General features: G+C 35.8%; 21 protein-coding genes. 10 read left to right on the top strand and 11 right to left on the bottom strand.

Going from position 1 to position 22385, the window contains the following annotated elements; genetic code table 11:
* Positions 1 to 123 precede the first annotated feature (123 nt).
* Positions 124 to 4560: a glutamate synthase-related protein gene (locus AC1DMU_RS21090; RefSeq protein ID WP_088061662.1), complete on the top strand. Its 4437-nt coding sequence runs from the start codon at positions 124 to 126 to the stop codon at positions 4558 to 4560.
* 259 nt (positions 4561 to 4819) lie between these two features.
* On the top strand, positions 4820 to 5908 hold the full coding sequence (locus AC1DMU_RS21085; protein ID WP_000765792.1) for an aromatic acid exporter family protein: 1089 nt from the start codon (positions 4820 to 4822) through the stop codon (positions 5906 to 5908).
* Positions 5909 to 5923: 15 nt separating this feature from the next.
* Here the strand turns inward: AC1DMU_RS21085 and AC1DMU_RS21080 are convergent, their stop codons facing one another.
* The 4 genes from AC1DMU_RS21080 to AC1DMU_RS21065 all read right to left on the bottom strand — a co-directional run bounded on the left by AC1DMU_RS21080 (position 5924) and on the right by AC1DMU_RS21065 (position 9250).
* Positions 5924 to 7684 (bottom strand): ABC transporter ATP-binding protein, encoded by a 1761-nt coding sequence (locus AC1DMU_RS21080; protein ID WP_088061659.1) that lies wholly within the window; start codon positions 7682 to 7684, stop codon positions 5924 to 5926.
* A gap of 54 nt (positions 7685 to 7738) precedes the next feature.
* A complete protein-coding gene (ntdP, locus tag AC1DMU_RS21075) occupies positions 7739 to 8269 on the bottom strand; it encodes a nucleoside tri-diphosphate phosphatase (RefSeq protein ID WP_000506626.1) in 531 nt (176 codons plus the stop codon).
* 250 nt (positions 8270 to 8519) lie between these two features.
* A complete protein-coding gene (locus tag AC1DMU_RS21070; RefSeq protein WP_000997582.1) occupies positions 8520 to 8780 on the bottom strand; it encodes a YgaB family protein in 261 nt (86 codons plus the stop codon).
* A gap of 188 nt (positions 8781 to 8968) precedes the next feature.
* Complete coding sequence (locus AC1DMU_RS21065) at positions 8969 to 9250, bottom strand: gamma-type small acid-soluble spore protein (RefSeq protein WP_000039039.1); 282 nt, start codon at positions 9248 to 9250, stop codon at positions 8969 to 8971.
* A 124-nt stretch (positions 9251 to 9374) separates the two neighbouring features.
* Between AC1DMU_RS21065 and AC1DMU_RS21060 the strand changes: the two genes are divergently transcribed.
* Complete coding sequence (locus AC1DMU_RS21060) at positions 9375 to 9599, top strand: hypothetical protein (protein WP_048542097.1); 225 nt, start codon at positions 9375 to 9377, stop codon at positions 9597 to 9599.
* Positions 9600 to 9634: 35 nt separating this feature from the next.
* On the opposite strand, the gene mutY is transcribed toward AC1DMU_RS21060, so the two are convergent.
* Complete coding sequence (gene mutY / locus AC1DMU_RS21055) at positions 9635 to 10732, bottom strand: A/G-specific adenine glycosylase (protein WP_046953679.1); 1098 nt, start codon at positions 10730 to 10732, stop codon at positions 9635 to 9637.
* A gap of 149 nt (positions 10733 to 10881) precedes the next feature.
* Here mutY and AC1DMU_RS21050 point away from each other — a divergent pair, with 149 nt between their 5' ends.
* Positions 10882 to 11862: a metal-dependent hydrolase gene (locus AC1DMU_RS21050; RefSeq protein WP_048542102.1), complete on the top strand. Its 981-nt coding sequence runs from the start codon at positions 10882 to 10884 to the stop codon at positions 11860 to 11862.
* A 24-nt stretch (positions 11863 to 11886) separates the two neighbouring features.
* Here AC1DMU_RS21050 and AC1DMU_RS21045 read toward each other — a convergent pair whose 3' ends face one another.
* Positions 11887 to 12153, bottom strand: a complete 267-nt coding sequence (locus AC1DMU_RS21045) for a YfhJ family protein (RefSeq protein WP_000997857.1) — start codon at positions 12151 to 12153, stop codon at positions 11887 to 11889.
* A 123-nt stretch (positions 12154 to 12276) separates the two neighbouring features.
* Here AC1DMU_RS21045 and AC1DMU_RS21040 point away from each other — a divergent pair, with 123 nt between their 5' ends.
* Both AC1DMU_RS21040 and AC1DMU_RS21035 read left to right on the top strand, forming a co-directional pair.
* Positions 12277 to 12435, top strand: a complete 159-nt coding sequence (locus AC1DMU_RS21040) for a small, acid-soluble spore protein K (RefSeq protein WP_000517891.1) — start codon at positions 12277 to 12279, stop codon at positions 12433 to 12435.
* Between the two features lie 46 nt (positions 12436 to 12481).
* Positions 12482 to 12634 (top strand): YpzG family protein, encoded by a 153-nt coding sequence (locus AC1DMU_RS21035; protein WP_000122093.1) that lies wholly within the window; start codon positions 12482 to 12484, stop codon positions 12632 to 12634.
* 64 nt (positions 12635 to 12698) lie between these two features.
* On the opposite strand, the gene AC1DMU_RS21030 is transcribed toward AC1DMU_RS21035, so the two are convergent.
* The gene (locus tag AC1DMU_RS21030; protein ID WP_001057030.1) at positions 12699 to 13016 is read right to left on the bottom strand and encodes a YfhH family protein; all 318 of its coding nucleotides are present in this window, start codon (positions 13014 to 13016) and stop codon (positions 12699 to 12701) included.
* Between the two features lie 10 nt (positions 13017 to 13026).
* Positions 13027 to 13839 carry a recombination regulator RecX gene (gene recX / locus AC1DMU_RS21025; RefSeq protein WP_000268506.1) on the bottom strand — a complete coding sequence of 271 codons (813 nt, stop codon included), beginning with the start codon at positions 13837 to 13839 and terminating at the stop codon, positions 13027 to 13029.
* An 81-nt stretch (positions 13840 to 13920) separates the two neighbouring features.
* Here recX and AC1DMU_RS21020 point away from each other — a divergent pair, with 81 nt between their 5' ends.
* From AC1DMU_RS21020 to AC1DMU_RS21005, 4 genes are all read left to right on the top strand, one after another.
* Positions 13921 to 14826, top strand: coding sequence for a TIGR01777 family oxidoreductase (locus AC1DMU_RS21020; protein ID WP_088061655.1), 906 nt, complete (start codon positions 13921 to 13923; stop codon positions 14824 to 14826).
* A 140-nt stretch (positions 14827 to 14966) separates the two neighbouring features.
* Positions 14967 to 16097 carry an amidohydrolase gene (locus AC1DMU_RS21015; RefSeq protein ID WP_000698306.1) on the top strand — a complete coding sequence of 377 codons (1131 nt, stop codon included), beginning with the start codon at positions 14967 to 14969 and terminating at the stop codon, positions 16095 to 16097.
* Positions 16098 to 16338: 241 nt separating this feature from the next.
* Positions 16339 to 16896 carry a GNAT family N-acetyltransferase gene (locus tag AC1DMU_RS21010; RefSeq protein ID WP_000914737.1) on the top strand — a complete coding sequence of 186 codons (558 nt, stop codon included), beginning with the start codon at positions 16339 to 16341 and terminating at the stop codon, positions 16894 to 16896.
* A 110-nt stretch (positions 16897 to 17006) separates the two neighbouring features.
* The gene (locus AC1DMU_RS21005; protein WP_000358487.1) at positions 17007 to 17126 is read left to right on the top strand and encodes a YfhE family protein; all 120 of its coding nucleotides are present in this window, start codon (positions 17007 to 17009) and stop codon (positions 17124 to 17126) included.
* A 369-nt stretch (positions 17127 to 17495) separates the two neighbouring features.
* Here AC1DMU_RS21005 and AC1DMU_RS21000 read toward each other — a convergent pair whose 3' ends face one another.
* From AC1DMU_RS21000 to pflB, 3 genes are all read right to left on the bottom strand, one after another.
* Positions 17496 to 18662 (bottom strand): diglucosyl diacylglycerol synthase, encoded by a 1167-nt coding sequence (locus AC1DMU_RS21000; RefSeq protein ID WP_000594705.1) that lies wholly within the window; start codon positions 18660 to 18662, stop codon positions 17496 to 17498.
* Between the two features lie 412 nt (positions 18663 to 19074).
* Positions 19075 to 19806, bottom strand: coding sequence for a pyruvate formate-lyase-activating protein (gene pflA / locus AC1DMU_RS20995; RefSeq protein WP_000589742.1), 732 nt, complete (start codon positions 19804 to 19806; stop codon positions 19075 to 19077).
* 68 nt (positions 19807 to 19874) lie between these two features.
* Positions 19875 to 22124 (bottom strand): formate C-acetyltransferase, encoded by a 2250-nt coding sequence (gene pflB / locus AC1DMU_RS20990; protein ID WP_088609562.1) that lies wholly within the window; start codon positions 22122 to 22124, stop codon positions 19875 to 19877.
* Positions 22125 to 22385 lie beyond the last annotated feature (261 nt).

Here is a 22385-nt window from a genome sequence, read left to right as displayed (position 1 = left end):
GTATAATTATTCATAATTATCTGTTTTATTTTTCTTTTATATCCTTACTATCCTTGTATATAAGGCTGCTCACGCCTTGAATAGTAAGATTATTCAAACTTCAATAAAAGGGGGGATTGACGGATGCTCAATAAAACAAATACATGGACACCGTCTTTATTTCGAGATTATAAAAATGCAGAACATGATGCGTGTGGAATCGTTTCCGTTATGGAGAAACGAAAAGTTGCCACGAAAGAAAACATTGATCTTTGCATACAATCACTTGTCAAAATGAATCATCGAGCTGGTTTCATTAATGGTGAAGGAGATGGTATCGGAATTCACATTGATGTCCCAAAAGCACTTTGGAATGAAAAGCTGAAAAATAACGGATACAATCCAACGATTGTGGATCATCCCCACTTTATCGTTGGACATTTTTTTCTAAACAAAAACGCAAATATCGTTAATTTAAAAAATCATATTCGTACGCAATTAAATAACGAAAGTTTTACTATTATTTTTGAAAGTGATGATGTAATAAATTCCGATGCACTCGGTCCACTTGGTAAACAGGAAGAACCTTTATTTTGGCAAGTTGCTCTTATCGCAGAAAATAAAGTTGAAAATGTTGAGCAAACATTATTTTCAGTAACGATAAAAATAGAGGAAAACGAAGCGATTCATGTTGCTTCATTAAGTCGTGACCATGTTGTATATAAAGTTCTAGGCGCTGGGGATACACTTGTTGCCTATTACAATGATTTACAACATCCACTTATCGCTTCAACTATGACACTAGGACATAACCGCTATTCTACTAATACATTATCTAATTTTTTTCGTGTACAACCATTTAGCATTCTCGGACATAATGGTGAAATTAACACAATTGCAAAATTACGTGATCAAGCTGACATGATTCATGTTCCACTTACTGCTGGGGGCAGTGACTCCCAAGATTTAAACCGCACCTTAGAAACTCTACTTGTTCAATACGACTACAGTTTATTTGAAGCAATGGATATACTATTCCCACCAATTATTAATGAAATGAAACTTTATGAACCGCATTTACAAGATTTATATACGTATATACGTGAAGCTTGGGGCCATTTTGCGCAAGGTCCAGCTGGTATTATTTCACGTTATAAAGATGAGGCTGTTTTCAGCGTTGATTCCCTTGGACTACGACCAGTATGGAAAGTAGAGACAGCGAGTTCTTATGTTTTCTCTTCTGAACCTGGAGTTGTATCACCAACTGAATATGTAGCAGAACCAAAACCACTCGCTCCTGGAGAAAAAGTCGGTCTAAAGTGGAATGAACAAGATGAACTTGTACTCTACGAATACGATGACTACCAAACTCAAGTATATAACCGTTTTAARAAGCGAGTTGGTACTAAAGATTATCATTTAAACTTATCTATCCCTGAAACGAAAGAAATCCCAGGATTATGTGATTCTATACAAGTCGAAACGAAACAATACGTTGCTTTCGGATGGGACCGAGAACATATTCAGCTTCTTGAACAGATGGCAACAAAAGGCGTTGAGCCAATTCGCTCACTTGGGCATGACTCACCACTTGCAGCACTCGATACTGATAGACGAAATATCGCTGATTTCATTAAGGAAAGTGTAGCCGTTGTTACAAATCCAGCAATCGATCGTGATCGAGAGGTCGAGCACTTCTCCACACGAACAATACTTGGAGAGCGCCCAAGTTTATTAAGCGGAGCTAAACGGCCATTTGTAGTTGAGATGCTTTCCCCCATTATTTTAGAAGGAAGTGTAGCACAATCTATTACAGAGGAATTACACACAATTACGTACGAACAACTTATAGAGCTATTCAATACTCATAGCTCTATCGCTACAATCTCTGCTACATTCAGTCCGACAGAAACTTTACAATGCGCCTTAAATCGAATTAGTTCTGAAGCGATAAAGGCCGTGAACGATGGAGCTTCCCTACTATTAATAGACGATGCCAACGCTCATCTAAATGAACAGTTATGGATTGATCCGCATTTAGTTACCGCTAAAGTACATCAAGTATTAAGCGAAAATAAATTACGCCGAAACTGCTCTCTCGTTATACGTTCTGGTGCCCTTCGCTCCTTACATGATATCGTCACACTGTATGGATTAGGAGCAGATGGTATGAATCCATATTTATTATTTGCAACCGTAAATGATGGAACAAAAACGCCAATTACGAATTTGTATAATGCTCTTAATAAAGGACTAGAAAAAGTCATTTCAACAATTGGAATTCATGAATTACGTGGTTACGATCGCCTCTATTCTTCTATCGGATTACATGAGGAAATCGCAAATATATTACAAATTACGAATTTCTTCGGTTCAAATGATTTAGCTTTTTCGCTTGAATCACTTGCTGAAGATGCACAATTGCGAGCGGATGATTATAACAATCCTAAAGTTAGAATGCGAAAATCTTTTCATATATTCCCGCGAATTTGGAAAGCAATCGGCGATGTCGCAAAAGGAAATTCTTATGATGATTACCGTGACAAATTAAGTGAGTTAGAAGAAAATAATCCAATCGCGATTAGACATCTTGTTCAAACGAAAGAAACAAAACATGTCGTTCCAGCTGAAGAAGTATCCATCAGCATTCAAAATCATGATTTACCATTTATTATTAGTTCCATGTCATTCGGTTCTCAAAATGAAATTGCCTTTCGTGCATATGCAGAAGCGGCCGATCAGCTAAATATGATTAGCTTGAACGGTGAAGGCGGCGAAATTAAAGATATGATTGGAAAATATCCACATACACGTGGACAACAAGTTGCATCTGGGCGATTTGGTGTAAACGCCGAACTACTAAATTCATCAAACTTAATTGAAATAAAAATTGGGCAAGGCGCAAAGCCTGGTGAAGGCGGACATTTGCCTGGTTCAAAAGTAACAGCAAAAATCGCTGAAGCGCGTAATGCTACAATTGGCTCTGATTTAATTTCACCTTCTAACAACCATGATATTTATTCCATTGAAGATTTAGCTCAAATGATTACAGAAATTAAAACGGCTAATCAACTTGCGAAAGTAGCTGTAAAGGTCCCTGTTGTCCCTAACATTGGAACAATTGCTGTCGGTATCGCAAAGGCTGGTGCTGACTTTATTAACATTAGCGGATTTGATGGTGGTACAGGTGCCGCACGTATTCACGCATTGCAACATGTAGGCCTTCCTGTAGAAATTGGTGTGAAAGCCGCTCACAATGCTTTATTAGAAGCAAATATGAGGCAAAAGGTAGAAATTTGGGCTGACGGTGGTATTCGAAGTGTTAATGATGCCTTGAAAATCATGCTCCTTGGGGCAAACCGTATTGGATTTGGTACATTATCCATGATTGCAATCGGCTGTACAACTTGCCGCGGATGTCATCTAGATACTTGTCACGTTGGAATTGCAACACAAATTGAGTCTGAAGCTCAGGCGAAAGAACACGGATTACGCCGCTTCGTCCCGCGCGAATTAGAAAGCGCCGTTGCTGGATTATTACATTTATTCACCACTTTTGGCGTAGAACTAAAACGATTAACAGGAAATCTTGGTTATACAAATTTACAAGAAATTGTCGGACATTCCGATTTATTAGAACAAGTTCGAGGCGAAAATTTATTAGACTTATGTAATTTACTACAAACGATAGAACACCCATCTGTTACAAAAACAGAATACGTACCAGAAAAACAATTTGAAACAGTTCATTCCCCTCATTCAAAAGAATTAGTAGGCGTTGGCGTAGAGCAACGCGTTATGGGTGGTCTAGAATCTTGCTATCGCGTTCGTAGTAAATTATATGAAGACACGAAGCTTGAACCACTTACATTAAAGTATACGAATGGCTCTATTCCTGGAAATGGATTAGGTGCTTACAATAGTGAGAACTTATTTATACACGTAAATGGCGGTGCACAAGATGGTATTGGTAAAACCTCCTTTGGTGGTGGTATTTATATAACGAAAGCAAAAGGAAAAGACGGCATATATTATAACGGTTCTGTCGGAAAAGGTTTTGGGTACGGTGCACAAAAAGGATCTCTATACGTTCAAGGTAACGCTGATGCTCGCGCTGGCATTCGCCTCTCTGGAGCAGACATGATAATTGGAGGGCGAATGACAAAGCCACTCCGTGAAAAAGAGCAAGGGAATATAGGTGTATACTCTAATATTAAAGGTTTCGCTTTTGAATATATGACAAATGGGCGAGCGCTTGTTTTAGGGGATCCTGGTCCATGGATTTGTGCTGGTATGACTGGTGGTGTTATTTATTTACGTCATGATTCAAGCTCGGGTTTAACAGAACACGCCTTAAAAAGAAGAATCGCAAAAGGGGCAAATGTTACATTACAACCAATTAGTAAAAACGGCGTGCAAGATGTGACTGAGTTATTGTTAGATTACATTCGTGTATTAAATGAACATGAGCAATACGAGGAAGTTGCTTTATTAACACCGTTACTCGATGATATGCAGCAACAGTTTTTTGAAATTATCCCGAAAAAAGAGCAGGCTGATCCATCTATCTCAACAGAGTGATATACCAACTTTTCATTTTCAAGAAAAAATTGACGAAGTACACTTCTCATAGTAATCTATAGTAACAATTTGAAACCTGCTGAAATTCAGCAGGTTTTTTCACTAAAAATTGATGTTTAAAAAGAATTAGGAAAAAGTATAAAATGAATCTTAATTTCTTATTAACGTCACTAAAATATCACTTGCTAACATATTGTAATGAATGTATAGTATCATGTTGTACATTCATTATGACAAGAGAAAGGATCTTATTAAGGGTATGAAACTTGGTGCTCGCATTTTAAAAACGGGTATTGCCATCACATTAGCTTTATTTGCTTGTATTTTACTTCAATTACCGAGTCCAGTATTCGCGGGAATCTCAGCTATATTCGCTGTTCAACCGTCTGTATACCGCTCGTATTTAACAGCTCTTGAGCAAATTCAAGCAAACGTCATTGGTGCCGTATTCGCTATCGTATTTGCTACTGCTTTTGGACATAATCCTTTTATTATTGGATTAACATGTATATTAGTAATTGCGCTTACGTTACAATTACGATTAGAAAACACAATATCAATTGCTTTAGTAACAGTTATCGCCATTATGGAGTATCAGGGCGACGATTTCTTTAGTTTTGCCTTACTTCGCTTTGCGACGATTATGATTGGAATTATTGCGGCTTCACTTGTAAATTTAGTGTTTATGCCGCCAAAATACGAAACAAAACTATATCATCGTATCGTTGATAATACAGAAGAAATTGTAAAATGGATTCGAATGAATAGCAGGCAAGCTTCTGATTTTACAACGCTAAAAACTGATATTGATCGTATGAAAGAAAAGATGATCAAACTAAACCATTACTATTTGCTGTATAAAGAAGAAAGAAGCTACACGAAAAAAGTAAAGTTCGCAAAAATTCGTAAGCTCGTTTTATTCAGACAAATGTTAGCGACGACAAGCCGTGCTTTAAGTACGTTAAAATCATTACATCGTACTGAAAATGAACTGCGCTATATGCCAGAAGAATTTCAGGAATCTATCCAAAACGAACTTGACTCATTAACCCATTACCATGAACAAGTTTTATTAAAATTTATTGGTAAAGCAAAAAAACAACAATCCGTTGAAATGCTTGATGAAGTTGAAACAGGTAAACAAGAATTAATTGATATCTTTATGGATTATCAAAACAAGGACGATGAGGAAGCGTATAAAACATGGCTACACCTCTTCCCTCTTATTTCTGCCATTATTAACTATAGTGAAGAAGTAGAGCATTTAGATTTACTTGTGGATAGCTTCTACACATACCATAAACCAGAAGCAGAACTCCAAATCGAAGATAAAAAAGAAGACGAATAAAGAAAACAGCTCCTTTTACGCTAAAGGAGCTGTTTCTGTTATATGTTGAAGTTGATATAAATTGTAATAAAACCCTCTTTTTTTCATTAACTCTTCATGAGAACCTGTTTCTTTAATTTCACCATCTTCAATGTAAATAATCGTATCCACATGTGTAATCGTCGCCAATCGATGTGCGATTACGATCGTCGTCCGATCAGCAGCTAGCGTCTGAAGCGCCTGCTGAATATACCGTTCATTTTCTAAATCTAAAGCGGAAGTCGCCTCATCTAATATAAGTAACGATGGATTCTTTAGAAACACTCTTGCAATCGCTACACGTTGCCTTTGCCCACCAGATAACTTCACACCGCGTTCCCCAACGACAGTATCATAGCCATCAGGTAAATCTATAATAAAATCATGGATTTGCGCAGCTTTAGCAGCTGCAATCACTTCTTCCTCTGTAGCTTTCGGGTTTCCATATAAAATATTTGCCCCGATTGTATCACTAAATAACAAATTATCTTGCAGTACAATTCCAATATGACTACGTAAATTTCTCATATCATACTTTCTAACATCTATCCCATCTACATAAACTGCACCTGAAGAAACATCATAGAAACGTGGGATTAAGCTAGCAAGAGATGACTTCCCTCCCCCACTTGCTCCTACAAGTGCTACCTTTTCTCCTGGCAACATAGTTAACGAAAGGTTATGTAATATCTCTTTTTCATCCGAATTGTAACGAAAAGATACATTATCAAATATCACTTCACCATTTAATTTTGTCGTTTGTACCGCACTTGGCACATTGACAATATCGTATTTTTCATCTAACAATTCAAACACTCGATCCATCGATGCGAAAGACTGTGTTAATGTCGTAGAGGAATTGACAAGGCGGCGAAGCGGACTATACAAACTATCCATATATCCAACAAAGGCAACCATAGTCCCTAATGTTAACTGCCCCTGAATTACTTCATATGCTGCAAAACCGATAACCAGTAACGGGCCTAAATCGGTTAACGTATTCACTGCTGAAAATGTCCTTGCAGTCCAACTCGTATGCGTTAATGCTTTCATCAAAAATGCATTATTTCTTTTTTCAAACTGCTTACCCTCATACTCTTCTAATGCAAAGCTACGTGTCACTTGCATCCCTTGAATACGTTCATGTAAATACCCTTGCATCGTTGCTAACGCTTGCGAACGCTCTTTCGTTAATTTTCGAAGACGCCCGAAAAAATATTTCACCGCCACTACATAAATAGGTAAAATTAATAACGCAACAAATGTTAATTTTATATTCATAGAAAACATAACAATAATAGCAATTGCAATTGTTGCAGTATCTAGCCAAACATTCATCAAACCAGTAATTACAAAATCCTTCGTTTGTTCTACATCATGGATTACACGTGAAATAAGCTCTCCTGTTTTTGTATTCGAATAATAGCGTAAACTCAACTTTTGTAAATGACCAAAAATATGTTTTCGTAAATCATATAGTATTGTATTTGCGATACGCTGCGCGAAATATTGACGATAATATTCAATTGGCGGTCTTACTACTGCAAAAATAAAAAAAGCAATCCCAACGGCTGTTACTAATTGGGATGTTTTATCTTGAAGTGACCCTCCCCCTTGAATTACATCATCGATAATATATTTTAATAACCACGGCATAATAAGCGGGATGCCGAATTTAACTAGACCAATCATAATCGTAATAGCAATAAGCCATCGATACGGTTTAACAAATTGCAAATATCTTTTTATACCTTGCACATAATCCCCCCTCTAATAGGACAAACCTGCCGGGAAATCCCCTGCAGGTTTGTTTTAATTTCTGTACATTAAATATCTTTCATACCACATATCTACGAAATCTGGCGCGAATGGCCCTTTTCTTTGATGAATCCATTGTGTTAATTGTGCTACATTTCGTTTTAAAATAGTATCAATAACAGGTGGATACTGCATAATTTGACTATGCTTTTCATACTCATCTTCATCTAAAAGCGTATATGTCATATCTGGATATACTTTAATATCTAAATCATAATCAATGTACTTTAATGCTTCAGAATCATATGCAAAAGGTGAGCCTAAATTACAATAATAATATACTCCCTCTTCCCTTAGCATCCCAATCACATTAAACCAATAGTTTGCATGAAAATAACAAATTGCTGGTTCACGAGTAATCCATGTTCGGCCATCTGATTCTGTCACTACTGTACGATCATTTGCTCCGATCACAAGGCTCTGTGTCCCTTTTAAAATTGTTGTCTCTTCCCACATTCTATGAATGGAGCCATTATGTTTATAACTATGTATTTGTACTTTTTCTCCTTCTTTGGGAAATCCCATATATGCTCCCTTCTTTCAACTGCAAATGCCCTTTGAGCTGCATTCACTTTTTTTCTATTATAACTTTTTTGTCGAAATTTTAAAACTAAAGCGACAAGACTCTATTTTTCACACTGAATACTATATCCCTAATCTTCTTAGGAGACGGGGCCTTCACTGAATGATTTACAAACGAGGAAATAGAAATAGAAAAAGCCCTTCCTTATTTCTATCTAAAGAAGGACCTTTCACCGGAAGGTAACAACATGCCTTACCCTAAATTCGAAATCATTTTTTCAGTCTCAAAAGATTGAATCACACTATTTGTTTGCTCTTCAAATTTCTCATGTAACAGTTTTAACGCTAATTCTGTTCTATATATTTCTTGGCGGATAAAATGTAATTCCTTTTTATCGCACGTATCCTTTTCGCTCATTTCAATTTGCTGATACTTCTCTAGATGAGCTTGTAACTTTAACAACTCGTCCATCGTTTCCAATTGCTCTCCTACCAACTTATCAAAGTCGTTCATTACTTACCCCCTTTTGGACTTATTTATCAGTTATTCTTCCTCATTACATATTTCTCATCTTTAACTTCCTTCTCCTTTGACTACATTTGTTGACTTATTAGAAGTTATGTCGTTCACTTTATTTTCATTACTATGACCCAGGCACAAAGAAAACACTTCTCCCGAATTAGAGAAGTGTTTTTCTTTCATTACTGATTTGAACTAGAAGATTGTGATTGTTTTGCAGCTGATTGTGCATTTTGTTTTTTCACAGCATGCACATCTGTTTCAGTTGCGAATTCTGTACCATAACTAGCGTTTGCACTTTGTGCACCAGAAGCTTGTGCTTTCTTTGCTTCTGATTGTGCATTTGCTTGTTTTACTGCTTGTACATTTGTTTCAGTCGCGAACTCTGTACCATAACTAGCATTTGTACTTTGAATGCTAGCACCAGAAGTTGCCTTGTTATAACCTTGTTGTTTTTTACTCATCTTTCTCACCTCCACAACCAATAATGTAACCAATTCACTTAGAAGTTATCCGTGATTTTCTTTTTTTAATCTCCGTATATATCTCTTATCACTCATTCAAACTATAGGAAATGGAGGTGGAAATATGTATATAGGACGCGATATGACTGAACTAACGATGGTTTCAAAAAATGAGTGGAAAGAAGATGAATTAGCTTATTTTCATCACTCATTACAACAGATTTTGCCGTATTTAAATGCAGAAGGTCAAAGTATCTATAAAGAAATTGTAGTAGAAATTGAATCAAGAGGTGGCTTACAACAAGGTGAAGCTAATTGGACTCATGGGACAAAAATTTCTTACGATTAAAAAAGTGTTCCCAATCTAGGGAACACTTTTTTAATTTATTGCATTGTAATTTTCTCAACGCAATTCTCATAAATCGTACGATGCGATTTCGAGAATGGTAACTGCTCAAATGCTTCTTTCGATACAAATTTCAATGTATCTGTTTCAACAATATCACCAGTTACTTTTCCGTAAAATACGAATATATCCCAAGTGCGATGTGTAAATGTATGTTGTACATTCATTGCGTATTCTTCAATAGAAATCGAGAGCTCAAATTTTTCTTTCATATAATCTGTAAGCTGCTCTTTCTGATTCCGAATCCCTTCCCCAAGTTCAGCATTTGGAAACTCCCACATGTTAGCTAATAACCCGGTACTTGGACGTTTATTAATGACGTAACGACCATCTTCTGTTTGAAGTACCCCTGCAACAATCGGTACCATTGTAGGAGCCTTCGCTTTACTTTTTACTGGTAACTCCTTTTGAACACCTTCAGCATATCCTCGGCAATGTTCACGTACAGGACAAAGTAAGCAAGATGGATTTTTTGGAATACAAATTAGTGCACCTAATTCCATCAAACCTTGATTAAAATAAGATGGATTTTCAGCCGAAATAATTTCACGTACAATCTCTTCAAACACTTTTCTAGTTTTCGGTTTTGCAATGTCATCCCATACTGATAAAATGCGAGATAATACACGCATAACATTTCCGTCAACTGCCGGCTCTGGTATACCATATGCGATACTTAAAATAGCACCTTTTGTATAGGGGCCAACTCCTTTTAATTTTTCAATTTTCTTTACATCACTTGGTACTATCCCGCCGTATACTTCTTTCACTTCTTTTACAGCCGCATGTAAATTTCGTGCTCTAGAATAATATCCTAAACCTTCCCATGCTTTTAACACTTCTTCATCACCAGCATTTGCCAAAGCTTCTAGAGTAGGAAACTTCCCCATAAAATTCGCGTAATATGGTTTTACAGCTTCTACCCTTGTTTGCTGCAACATAATTTCCGAAACCCAGACGCGGTATGGATCTTTATTTTTACGCCACGGTAAGTCGCGTTGCTCTTTTTCAAACCAACCAATTAAATCATTTTGAAACTGCTCTATGTTAAAATTATTTAATATTTCAAGTGTCAAACTTGATCCCCCTCATTTTTTTGCATATAAGTACTATTATAAAGATTTTAGGAAAAAATTTAAGTAAGATGACATAGGAAATAGAAGGCAAAGGACTTGAGGTATCGAATAAAAAGAGTTACATTAATAAAAAACGGAGGTGGATTTCTATGGACACAGCCACTCACCTTGTTATGGGCGTTACTCTAGGCAGTTTGGCAACGTTAGATCCAGCCATAGCACAAAGTGATATTGGGCCACAAGCAGTTATGCTTGCTACAATTGCCGGTTCCAATATTCCTGACATCGATACAGTTTTAAAATTGCGTAATAACGCTAAATATATAAGAAATCATCGCGGGATTACTCATTCCATTCCTGCAGTGATTCTTTGGTCATTCCTTATAAGTGGCATCTCTTTCGCCTTCTTTTCAGACGCTCCATATTTGCATCTACTACTTTGGTCATTTATTGCCGTCTTTCTTCATGTCTTTGTAGATATTTTCAACGCCTACGGTACCCAGGCATTACGGCCCTTCACAAAAAAATGGGTAGCGCTCGGCATCATTAATACATTTGATACCGTCATTTTCTTTATCCACCTACTCGCGATTGCTTGTATGCTTGTAGGTTCCCATAAAGGGTATACTGCCTTAGCAGCGTATATATTGATGATTATTTACTATATCGGACGGATTATGATGCATAGAAACATACGTAGCGTCGTATATAAACGTTTCAATCATGTGGAGAAAATAATCATTTCCCCTTCTTACAGATTTTATCATTACCATTTAGCAATCGTTACAACTGATTATTACTACGTTGCTAGATGGCATCGTGGTAACATCATGATATATGATAAGTTCGACCGGGTACCGTTCCCAGATAATGCTATTATGCGCGCAGCTAAACAAGATGAAAACATCTCAGCATTTCTATCTTTCTCCCCTGTGTATCGCTGGGACATTTTCGATTATGATCATTATTACGAAGTTCGCTTCATTGATTTGCGCTATCGCAGTAAAGATTATTATCCATTCGTTGCAATCGTTCAACTCGACCACAATTTAAATATTATTAGTTCCTATACAGGATGGATTTTTAGTGAAGAAAAACTTCGAAAAAAACTGGAATTACTTCCACATTAAAAAAAGCGACTTAAGTCGCTTTTTTTAATGTTTCAAATGATCTTCTTGATTGATTAAATGGCTATATTTCGGATTATTTGTACGCATTTCATGAAGGCGACCTCCATGATTATTAATCCATGTTCGTACCACTTGTTCAGTCATTTCATCACCTTGATAACGACCTGATTTAGCATAAGTTGTTTGAAAGTCTTCCCACAATAATTCAACCCACGCACGAGCTTGTGCGTAAGAAAGTTTGTCATTTTTGTCTAACAATTCTTTTGTTAATGTTTCGTGAATATCATTCATGTTCTATTCTCCTTTTACCTATTTATTCCCTTAATTTCTAAAGGATAGTTTCCTCTATTTTGCACATTCTATAAGTGATACTTCTTAAAGAGGTATCAACTGATGATGAGGAGGGCGTTCGCAATGGGTAAACAAGCCGAATTTTGGTCTGAGTCAAAAAACAACAGCAAAATCGATGGTCAGCCGAAAGCGAAATCACGCTTCGCTTCGAAACGACCTAACGGCACAATTAACACGCACCCACAAGAACGTATGCGTGCTGCAAATCAGCAGGAAGAATAGTTCAGGTACAACCTAAAAAATTAACTTCCTACACGAGGTGATAAAGATGAGCTACCGTGATCGCTTAGATAGTCGTTCTGAATTATTTAACCATACGTGGACTCGTCCGAAACATGCAAAGGCGCAAGTTAACGGACAGACGCAACAAACCCAGTCTCTCATTATACTGGCGAATGAATGTAAAAAACGCCAATTTTAGAATCTCCTATCTCCTGTAACGCCTACCAAAGATGAAAACCAGAGAGATATTCGCTCTCTGGTTTTCATTTTTCTTGCAATAAAGAAATCGGTATTCCAATCTCTTCATTATCATTTTGCTTATGTCCCCAAGCAAATACCCCGTTGAAATACGTAATTTCAAATAATATACCAGGTTCTTCTACTAATTCATATGTCTCACCAATATGGAATTTGTTTATATCAGTCATATAAGCACGAGCCATTGCCATCTTGCGCATTAATACATCGAACTCATTTACAATACCAAGCTGCTCTGCCTTTATTGCTTGCTCTTTCAAAACCCCAATTTCTTCCCTTAGCTCATGTGGTGTCATTTCACTGTAGCGCTTTGGCATATTCATCTTATTCCCCTCATCCCTCTTCACGTTTCATCTGCAAAAATATCTCTATCTCATCAATAGAGAACCCTTTGCGATATAACGCTTGTTTCATCTTATTTTCGAATGTCCATCCATCATACTTCTTATATTTCTCATAATATTTATTCCCATGATAGTGTAACGCTTCTTGTTGCTGTTCGTCATCTTTTTCGTCTTTCAATTCTTCCAAACAAATTTGAATCACATCTCTAGAATATCCTTTACGAACAAGCATTTCGTCTAACTTTAGCTTCATTTGTAAAAAGGAATGCTTTTGATAAGACCTTTTCTTCTTTTCTATAAGAAGTAAAGCATTCTCAATTTGCTTTTCCTTCGGATATTCTTGTAAACTATGTGTAATGATTAGATCCTGAACACCTTTATTTAATAACTCTCTTTTAATAACAGTCGGACCCTTTCGATTCACATTACTTTGCGTTCGCGTATATAAAACAGCGTACTCTTTATCATTAATATATCGATCATGTAATAATTTCGAAACGACTTCAGAGATGACGGCCTGTCCCACTTCTTTTTTTCGTAAATAGTCTTCTACTTCTTTTTTTGTTCTCATTTGATAGGATAGATAGGAAATTGCTTGTAAATATGCTTTTTGTACCTCTTCATTGTATAAAATATTCCCTAACGCTATTTCATCAATTTCTAATCCTTTTTGTAATCCATGTTTCATTAAGATTACTTGATCCACACTAAATCCGTATTCTTCACCTTGACCTTTATCAATATAAATATTAAATCGTTCTTTCGATCGTTTTTGCACTTCTATTTTTGTAATGACAGCCATACTCTCACCTCTCTATTATTTTAACATAGTCAAGGAACGTTTTTGCTTTTCAAGAATATATATAATGAGGAGGAAATAATTGTGAGAATCGCAATTTCTGGTGGTACCGGCTTTATCGGTAAATACCTTTCTACTTTTTTTATTCAAAAAGGATATAATGTTTACATTCTTACTCGAAACAAAACTACTGAAACTTCCCATCCTAACCTTCAGTATGTACAATGGACACCAGATTTACAAACCTTCCCCCTCTCTTCTATCGATGTAGTTATTAATCTAGCTGGAGAGTCTATTAATAGTAGATGGACAAAGAAACAAAAGGAATCCATTTTAAACAGTCGAATTCAAACAACAAAAGGACTCATTAAACAATTGCAAACACTTGGTACAAAGCCAAATACATTTATTAACGCAAGTGCTATTGGATACTATGGAACGTCTGAAACTGAGTCTTTTACAGAACAGCATGAGATTCCTGGAAATGACTTTTTAGCAAATACAGTATATTCATGGGAACAAGAAGCATCTAAAGCACGTTCTCTTGGAATGCGAACAATCTACGTAAGACTTGGAGTTGTATTAGGCGCAGACGGAGGAGCTCTTCCCAAAATGCTACTCCCCTATCAATTCTATATTGGAGGTACAATTGGATCTGGAAACCAATGGTTATCATGGATTCATATAGACGATGTCGTTCGCCTAATTGATTTCATCATACACAAAGAAGAAATTGATGGCCCTTTTAACATCACAGCTCCCCTACCTATAAGAATGAAGGAATTTGGAGAAACCATTGCAACTATAATGAAAAAACCTCATTGGTTACCTGTCCCTTCATTTATGATTCACACTTTATTAGGTGAGATGAGTATACTTGTACTCGAAGGACAACATGTATTACCTAGTAAAGCAATTGAACATGGGTATCAATACACATTTCCGGCAATAGACCATGCATTACAAAATATACTTTCGCATACAATGTAGTACTTCTAAAACACAGTTTTACAGGGTCCCCTTTCAAAACTTTCATTTTCTAGAATCCGGAGCATTATTACACAAATAACCTTTCAGTTACTTTCCCTTAAATTCCATTAACATTGTAAAGTAACAGAAATGAGGTACCTATGAAAATATTGCTCAAACAAGCCATTGTCTATCCTATTACATCCCAAAAATTTCAAGGGGATGTACTCGTTATAGGAGAAAGAATTGCCGAGGTCAAGCCTTCCATTCAACCTACTCAAGATATGACAGTTATAGACGCTCGTGCTCTTCATCTTTTACCTGGATTTATTGATGTCCATACTCATCTTGGTCTCTATGATGAAGGTACTGGTTGGGCTGGCAATGATGCAAATGAAACATCTGAAGTTTCAACACCACATATCCGTTCTTTGGACGGAATCCACCCTTTTGATATTGCATTTCAAGATGCTGTACAAAACGGAATCACAACTGTTCACGTTATGCCAGGAAGTCAAAACATTATCGGTGGTACGACTTGTGTAATAAAAACAGCTGGAACTTGTATTGATCATATGATTATTCAAGAACCTGCCGGCTTAAAGATTGCCTTCGGAGAAAATCCTAAAAAGGTCCATAGTAATGGAACAAAAGAATCCATAACACGTATGGGAATTATGGGATTACTTCGGGAATCATTCTATGAAGCACAGCACTACGGGCATGAAGCTGATTTTCGAATGCTTCCTATCTTAAAAGCATTACGCCGCGAAATACCCGTACGTATCCACGCTCACCGAGCAGATGATATTAGTTCTGCTCTACGCTTTGCAACAGAGTTCAATCTCGATTTACGTATTGAACATTGTACAGAAGGACACTTTATTGTTGAAGAACTTTCGAAACACAATTTGAAGGTTTCAGTTGGCCCCACTCTTACACGCCGTTCTAAAATCGAACTTAAAAACAAAACATGGGATACTTACCATATATTATCGAAAAATGGTGTGGAAGTTTCTATAACAACAGATCACCCTTATACACCAATTCAATATTTAAATATTTGTGCTGCTGTCGCAGTAAGAGAAGGATTAGACGAAAAAACTGCACTAGAAGGAATCACCATATTTCCAGCACGAAATTTACGTTTAGAGGATAGAATTGGAAGCATTGAGGTCGGAAAAGACGCTGATCTTGTGTTATGGACTCATCATCCTTTCCATTATTTAGCCAAGCCTGTACTAACCATGATTGATGGAAAAATAATTTACAAAAAAAATAAAAAAAACTAGTTTATTTTTTTGACTAGATAAAGTATTATACGATTATAAACTGAATGAAACCATAATCAATTTGTGTCGTGATTATCATTTTCAAATTGATGAATGGGGAAGGCAAATGGTGCGCCACCAGCGTTAGAAACTGGTTCTAGTGGGTTCGATTCCCACCCCGAAATTTTTTAAAGATTGATATAAAAATTTCGAGGGTGGGGTGTTTTTTCGTCATGCTACCCTCGTGTGAGGAGGAGTTAGTATGTTGAAAAAACGCGACTTACACGACAGCCACGTTCTATACGAGTTAATGGTGGACCCAGCTGTCTTCCCTTTTGTGCGTCAAAAGGCTTATTCTTATGAAGAGTATTTATTTTTAACGAAACAAACGATTGAAGCTGAAGAGCGTGGGGAATTAATTTCACGCACAATTTTAGATGAATGGGGTAACCCTATCGGAACAATTACTTTATTTGATGTGCAAGAAAAAGCCGGATTTCTCGGAACATGGCTTGGCAAACCCTATCATGGAAAAGGCTATAATAAATTGGCGAAAGATTCATTTTTTAGTGAACTTTTCTATGAATTAGATATTGAAACAATCTTTATGCGTATTCGTAAAATAAATATTCGTTCTATTAAAGCTGCCGAAAAACTACAATATGTAAATCTAGCAAACGAAACAAGAAAAGCCGTTTATGATGAAATTAACGCAAATGAAGAAGTATATAACTTATATGAAATCCCAAAAGATCAATATACACTTGCTACAATGCGAGATACAACGTTCCAAGATGCTCACCAATTAAAAGAAGCATAATCTAAATTTCCAGAAAAAATAGTTAATCATTAACATTTTACCATATACGTATATCACCCTATGTCTTTGGAAACGATAGATAGTGACTTTAGGACACGAGGTGATTTGTAATGGATAAAAAGAAACGTGACAAAACAAAAAACACATTATCTAGTACACAAGAAGTTCTTTACCAACGAGAATTTCGCAAAGCAGATCGCGCAGCGGGTTATCGCTCGAAAAGTATTTAAAGTGAGAATGAATAATTAGAAGTTTTCCCCCCTAATTATTCATTCTCATTACATATTTTTTCTACGTGATAGAATAGACAAAAAGGTTCCTTATTTATAAGGAACCTTTTTTGTGTGGATAACGTTATCCACACAATTTATAGAATTGTGAATAAATTCAACAAATCCTTCACAAGTTTATATGTTGTAACGCATAGTAAATGTTAGAATTGTGGATAGTTTTCTAAAAATTGTGGACAATGTGGATATAGTTGTTAATATTTCGACTTTACTGTTTAATGAAAGCGTAATCTTCATGTGGATAAGTTACTACTTTATCTTATAAAACAATAAAGAACCCTCTTTAAACATATAAAAGAGGGTTTCATATTAAGTAAATAATTGTGCAAGAGCAGGTGATTTAATAGGTATATGATTCGGTTCTACATGATTTTCTGTCAAAATTGTATCCACAATATGACCAGCTGGCTCCGGACGATAAATGCTTTTCATCGCTTCTTTCATTTGAAGAAGCTTCATATCATCTTGTAATAACGCCTCTGTCTTTGCAAAAACCTCACTATCATCACGAATGACAACTGCAGCTCCTTTTCTTTCAAAGTACATCGCATTTTCATTTTCTTGCCCTGGAACAGGCTTATATAAAATGACAGGTACTTGCAATGCTGCCGCTTCACTTAACGTAATACCGCCTGGCTTCGTAATCATACAAGAAGTAACACGGAATAATTCATCAATATTTTCAACATAACCAAATACTTTTAATGCATCAGGATTTTTTTCCTGTACTCCTAATAAATCCTGTTTTAACGCTTCATTCTTTCCACAAACGACAACTACTTGTAAATCAGGTAATGACATAAATGATTGGCATAGTTCTTTTACACTTCCTAATACCCCATGAGCACCTGCTACAATTAGTAAAATCTTTTTATTCTTACATAACTGATATTTATTATATATAATGTCTGGATTGATCTTCAGCTCAAAACTACTACGAATCGGAATTCCAGTTTCAACAATTTGCTCCGAGGGCACACCAATATCAACCATAATTTTTTTCACGTGATCCGTTGCTACAAAATAACGATCTACTTCCCGATGAATCCATATTTTGTGCACACAAAAATCCGTTAATACGTTATAAACAGGAATTGAAATACCTGTTTGCTTTTTTAACTCTGGTACAGCTATGATCGGAAAAGTATTAATAACAATATCCGGTTTCTCTGCTTGTAAAAGTAATTTCAAACGTTTTCTTCCAAAGTTCGCATACCAAGATGCTATTTTTTTATCATAAATTTTTTCTACGCCATAATAAAACAAGCGGTATAATTCTTTTCCTATTGTATAACTTTTTAAATATAAATATTTTGTAATATCGGTTATAACTGGATGTGATTCTCCGAACAAATCGCATACAATTACATCTTTAATTCCTTTTTGGCGAAATGTTTGTTCTAATGTTTTCGCTACTTGCACATGACCATTACCGTAATGTGCAGTTAATATTAAAACCTTGGGGTTTTTTATCAAACAAATCCACTCCTAGCTTATTGTTTCTCCATATTGCATATACGACAATAGGAAAAACATTTTCCTTAAAAATTACATAAACAGATTCTAATACTTCTCTTTCAGCTATGTACCTGTCGTGGATATGCAAAGCATATAAGATTGACCCCTTAATCCTATCTGTGCTCATATCTTTACATTATACTTTCCTACAAGAGCTTTCGCAATAACTTACAAATGTTCTCTATTCCATGATACTCACTCTTTTACTTCTTAATTCTTTTTACTATTTTGATTTCCCTTTACAATTATGTAAATTTCTCCACTTATTCCTTACAAAAATATGGATATTCTATTTTTAGTATACTCTTTTCTATATACATACTCTAGGTTTTATTGTAAAGAAAGCAAAAAGCCTAATCCAATATTTGGATTAGACTGCTTGTAAAATATGTCTTGCTTGCTCTACATTTTTTTCAGTAGGTGGTTCTACATTCGCGAGTGGATATTTATGCCCAAGTGCCTCCCATTTATATACACCAAGCTTATGATATGGTAGCACTTCAACCTTCTGAACATTAGACAGGCTTTGAATAAAGCTAGATAATTTTTGTAGATCCTCTTCATTATCCGTAACACCAGGAACTAATACGTGTCTTACCCAAATTGGTTTATTTTTATCCGATAAATAACGAGCAAATTGTAAAATATGTTCATTTGGTTTCCCTGTTAATTTACGGTGTTTCTTTGAATCAATATGTTTCAAATCCAATAAAACTAAATCTGTGTAATCCATTAAAATATCTAGCTTATTTTGGAATTCTGGTTCTTCAGAATAACAACCACCCGAAGAATCAATTGTTGTATGAATTCCAACTTCCTTACATTTCTTAAATAATTCAATTAAGAAATCTAGCTGTAATAATGGTTCACCACCACTAACTGTTATACCGCCTCCAGAAGCTTCAATAAAAGGAAGGTAACATGTCACATCCTGCATTACTTCTTCAACTGTTATTTCTTTTCCTTTACCGATCTCCCACGTATCAGCATTATGACAGTATTGACAACGTAATAAACACCCTTGTGTAAATATGACATAACGAATTCCTGGGCCATCAACAGTACCACAAGACTCTACAGAATGAATTCTTCCTTTTATCATGTTACTTCCTCCTTTATTGAAGCAGCCCCCCTCTGCTATTTATAAAAAGCAGAGGGACACTTTTTCACTTACATACTTTCATGCATTGTACGATTAATTACATCGATTTGTTGTTCACGAGTTAATTTAATAAAGTTTACAGCGTAACCAGATACGCGAATTGTTAATTGTGGATATTTCTCAGGATGTTCCATCGCATCCATTAATGTTTCACGATTAAATACGTTAATATTTAAGTGATGGCCTTCTTTTACTGCATAACCATCAAGCATTGATACTAAGTTACGTACTTGTACATCATCTTCTTTACCAAGTGCTTTTGGAATAATAGAGAATGTATTAGAAATACCATCTTGTGCATCTTCATATGGTAATTTAGCTACAGATAATAATGAAGCTAATGCACCTTTTGTATCACGACCATGCATTGGGTTCGCACCTGGTGCAAATGGTTCTCCAGTACGGCGACCATCTGGAGTGTTACCAGTTTTCTTACCGTATACAACGTTAGATGTGATTGTTAAGATCGACATTGTATGAACAGAATTTCTGTATGTTTTATGTTTACGAAGTTTATTCATAAATGTTTTTACAAGATTTACAGCGATTTCATCTACACGGTCATCATTGTTACCGTATTTAGGGAAATCTCCTTCGATTTCAAAGTCAACTGCAATACCGTTTTCATCACGAATTGGTTTTACTTTTGCGTGTTTAATTGCACTTAAAGAGTCTGCTACTACAGATAGACCCGCGATACCTGTTGCCATTGTACGAAGAACATTTGTATCATGAAGTGCCATTTCAATACGTTCGTAGCTATATTTATCATGCATGTAATGAATAACATTTAATGTGTTTAAATATAGACCTGCTAACCATTCCATTGTCATATCAAACTTACGCATAACTTCTTCATAATCTAATACTTCAGAAGTAATCGGTGCGTACTCAGGACCAACTTGTGCTTTAGATTTTTCATCTTTACCACCGTTAATCGCATATAGTAATGCTTTTGCTAAGTTTGCACGTGCGCCGAAGAACTGCATTTGTTTACCAATTCTCATTGCAGATACACAACAAGCAATTCCGTAGTCATCACCGTAGTCAGCACGCATAATGTCATCATTTTCATATTGAATTGCTGATGTTTTAATAGACATTTTCGCACAGTAGTTTTTAAAGTTCTGTGGTAATTGTTTAGACCAAAGAACTGTTAAGTTTGGTTCTGGAGCTGGTCCTAAATTATCTAATGTATGCAAGAAACGGAATGAGTTCTTTGTTACTAATGGACGACCATCTAATGCCATACCACCGATAGACTCAGTTACCCAAGTTGGGTCACCAGAGAATAATTCATTATAATCAGGTGTTCTTGCAAATTTCACAAGACGTAATTTCATAATGAAGTGATCCACAATTTCTTGTACTTCTTCTTCTGTTAAAGTACCATTTGCTAAATCTCTTTCAATATAAATATCTAAGAATGTAGAAGTACGTCCAAGACTCATTGCAGCTCCGTTTTGCTCTTTAATTGCTGCAAGATATGCGAAGTATAACCATTGGAATGCTTCTTGTGTGTTTGTTGCTGGCTTAGAAATATCAAAGCCATGAGAAGCAGCCATTTGTTTTAACTCTTGAAGTGCACGCATTTGCTCAGATAACTCTTCGCGTAAACGCATTGTATCTTCGCTCATTACACCGCCAGTTAAATTCAAATCAGCTTTTTTCGCTTCAATTAAATGATCAATACCATATAATGCTACGCGTCGGTAGTCACCGATAATACGTCCACGTCCGTATGCATCTGGAAGACCAGTAATTACACCTGATTTACGTGCATTTCTCATTTCTGGTGTATAAGCATCGAATACACCTTGGTTATGAGTTTTTCTCCAATCTCTAAAAATACGACTAAGCTCTTTATCCATTTCGTATCCATAAGATTCACAAGCTTGTTCCGCCATACGAATACCACCATATGGTTGTAAAGAACGTTTAAATGGTTTTTCAGTTTGGAAACCGACTACTTTTTCAATATCTTTATTTAAATATCCTGGTTCATGTGATGTAATAGAAGAAACAATTTTTGTATCCATATCAAGAACGCCACCGTTTTCACGTTCTTTCGTTGTTAAATCCATTACTTGATCCCAAAGTTGTTTCGTTGCTTCAGTTGCTCCCGCTAAGAAAGATTCGTCTCCTTCGAAAACGTTTACATTATTTAAAATGAAATCGCGAACATCAATCTCTGCTTTCCATTTTTCACCTTTAAAGTTTTCCCATGCGTTTTTAACATTTTCTAATACTTGAGTCATCCTAATCTCCTCCATTTTTGATTAGTACAGGACTAAGATTTTTTATATAACAGCTTACACACTTAGAATACTACTTTTTTGCTAAAGTGAACGAAATAGTTGTGACATGTTTGTGAAATATTGAGCAAACTACTATATGCACAGTGTTAACTTCACTTAAAAGTCTTTATAATTAACCCTTTCCTTAATTGTATTTTTTTGGTACCCTTATATACGAGTCCTATTTTGTAATATAAGAACAATACCCATTGTAGAGCTGTA

Source organism: Bacillus sp. 01N45, from assembly GCF_056399205.1.
Note: the sequence above shows the minus strand (reverse complement) of the source record. Positions and strands in the feature narration are given on the sequence as shown.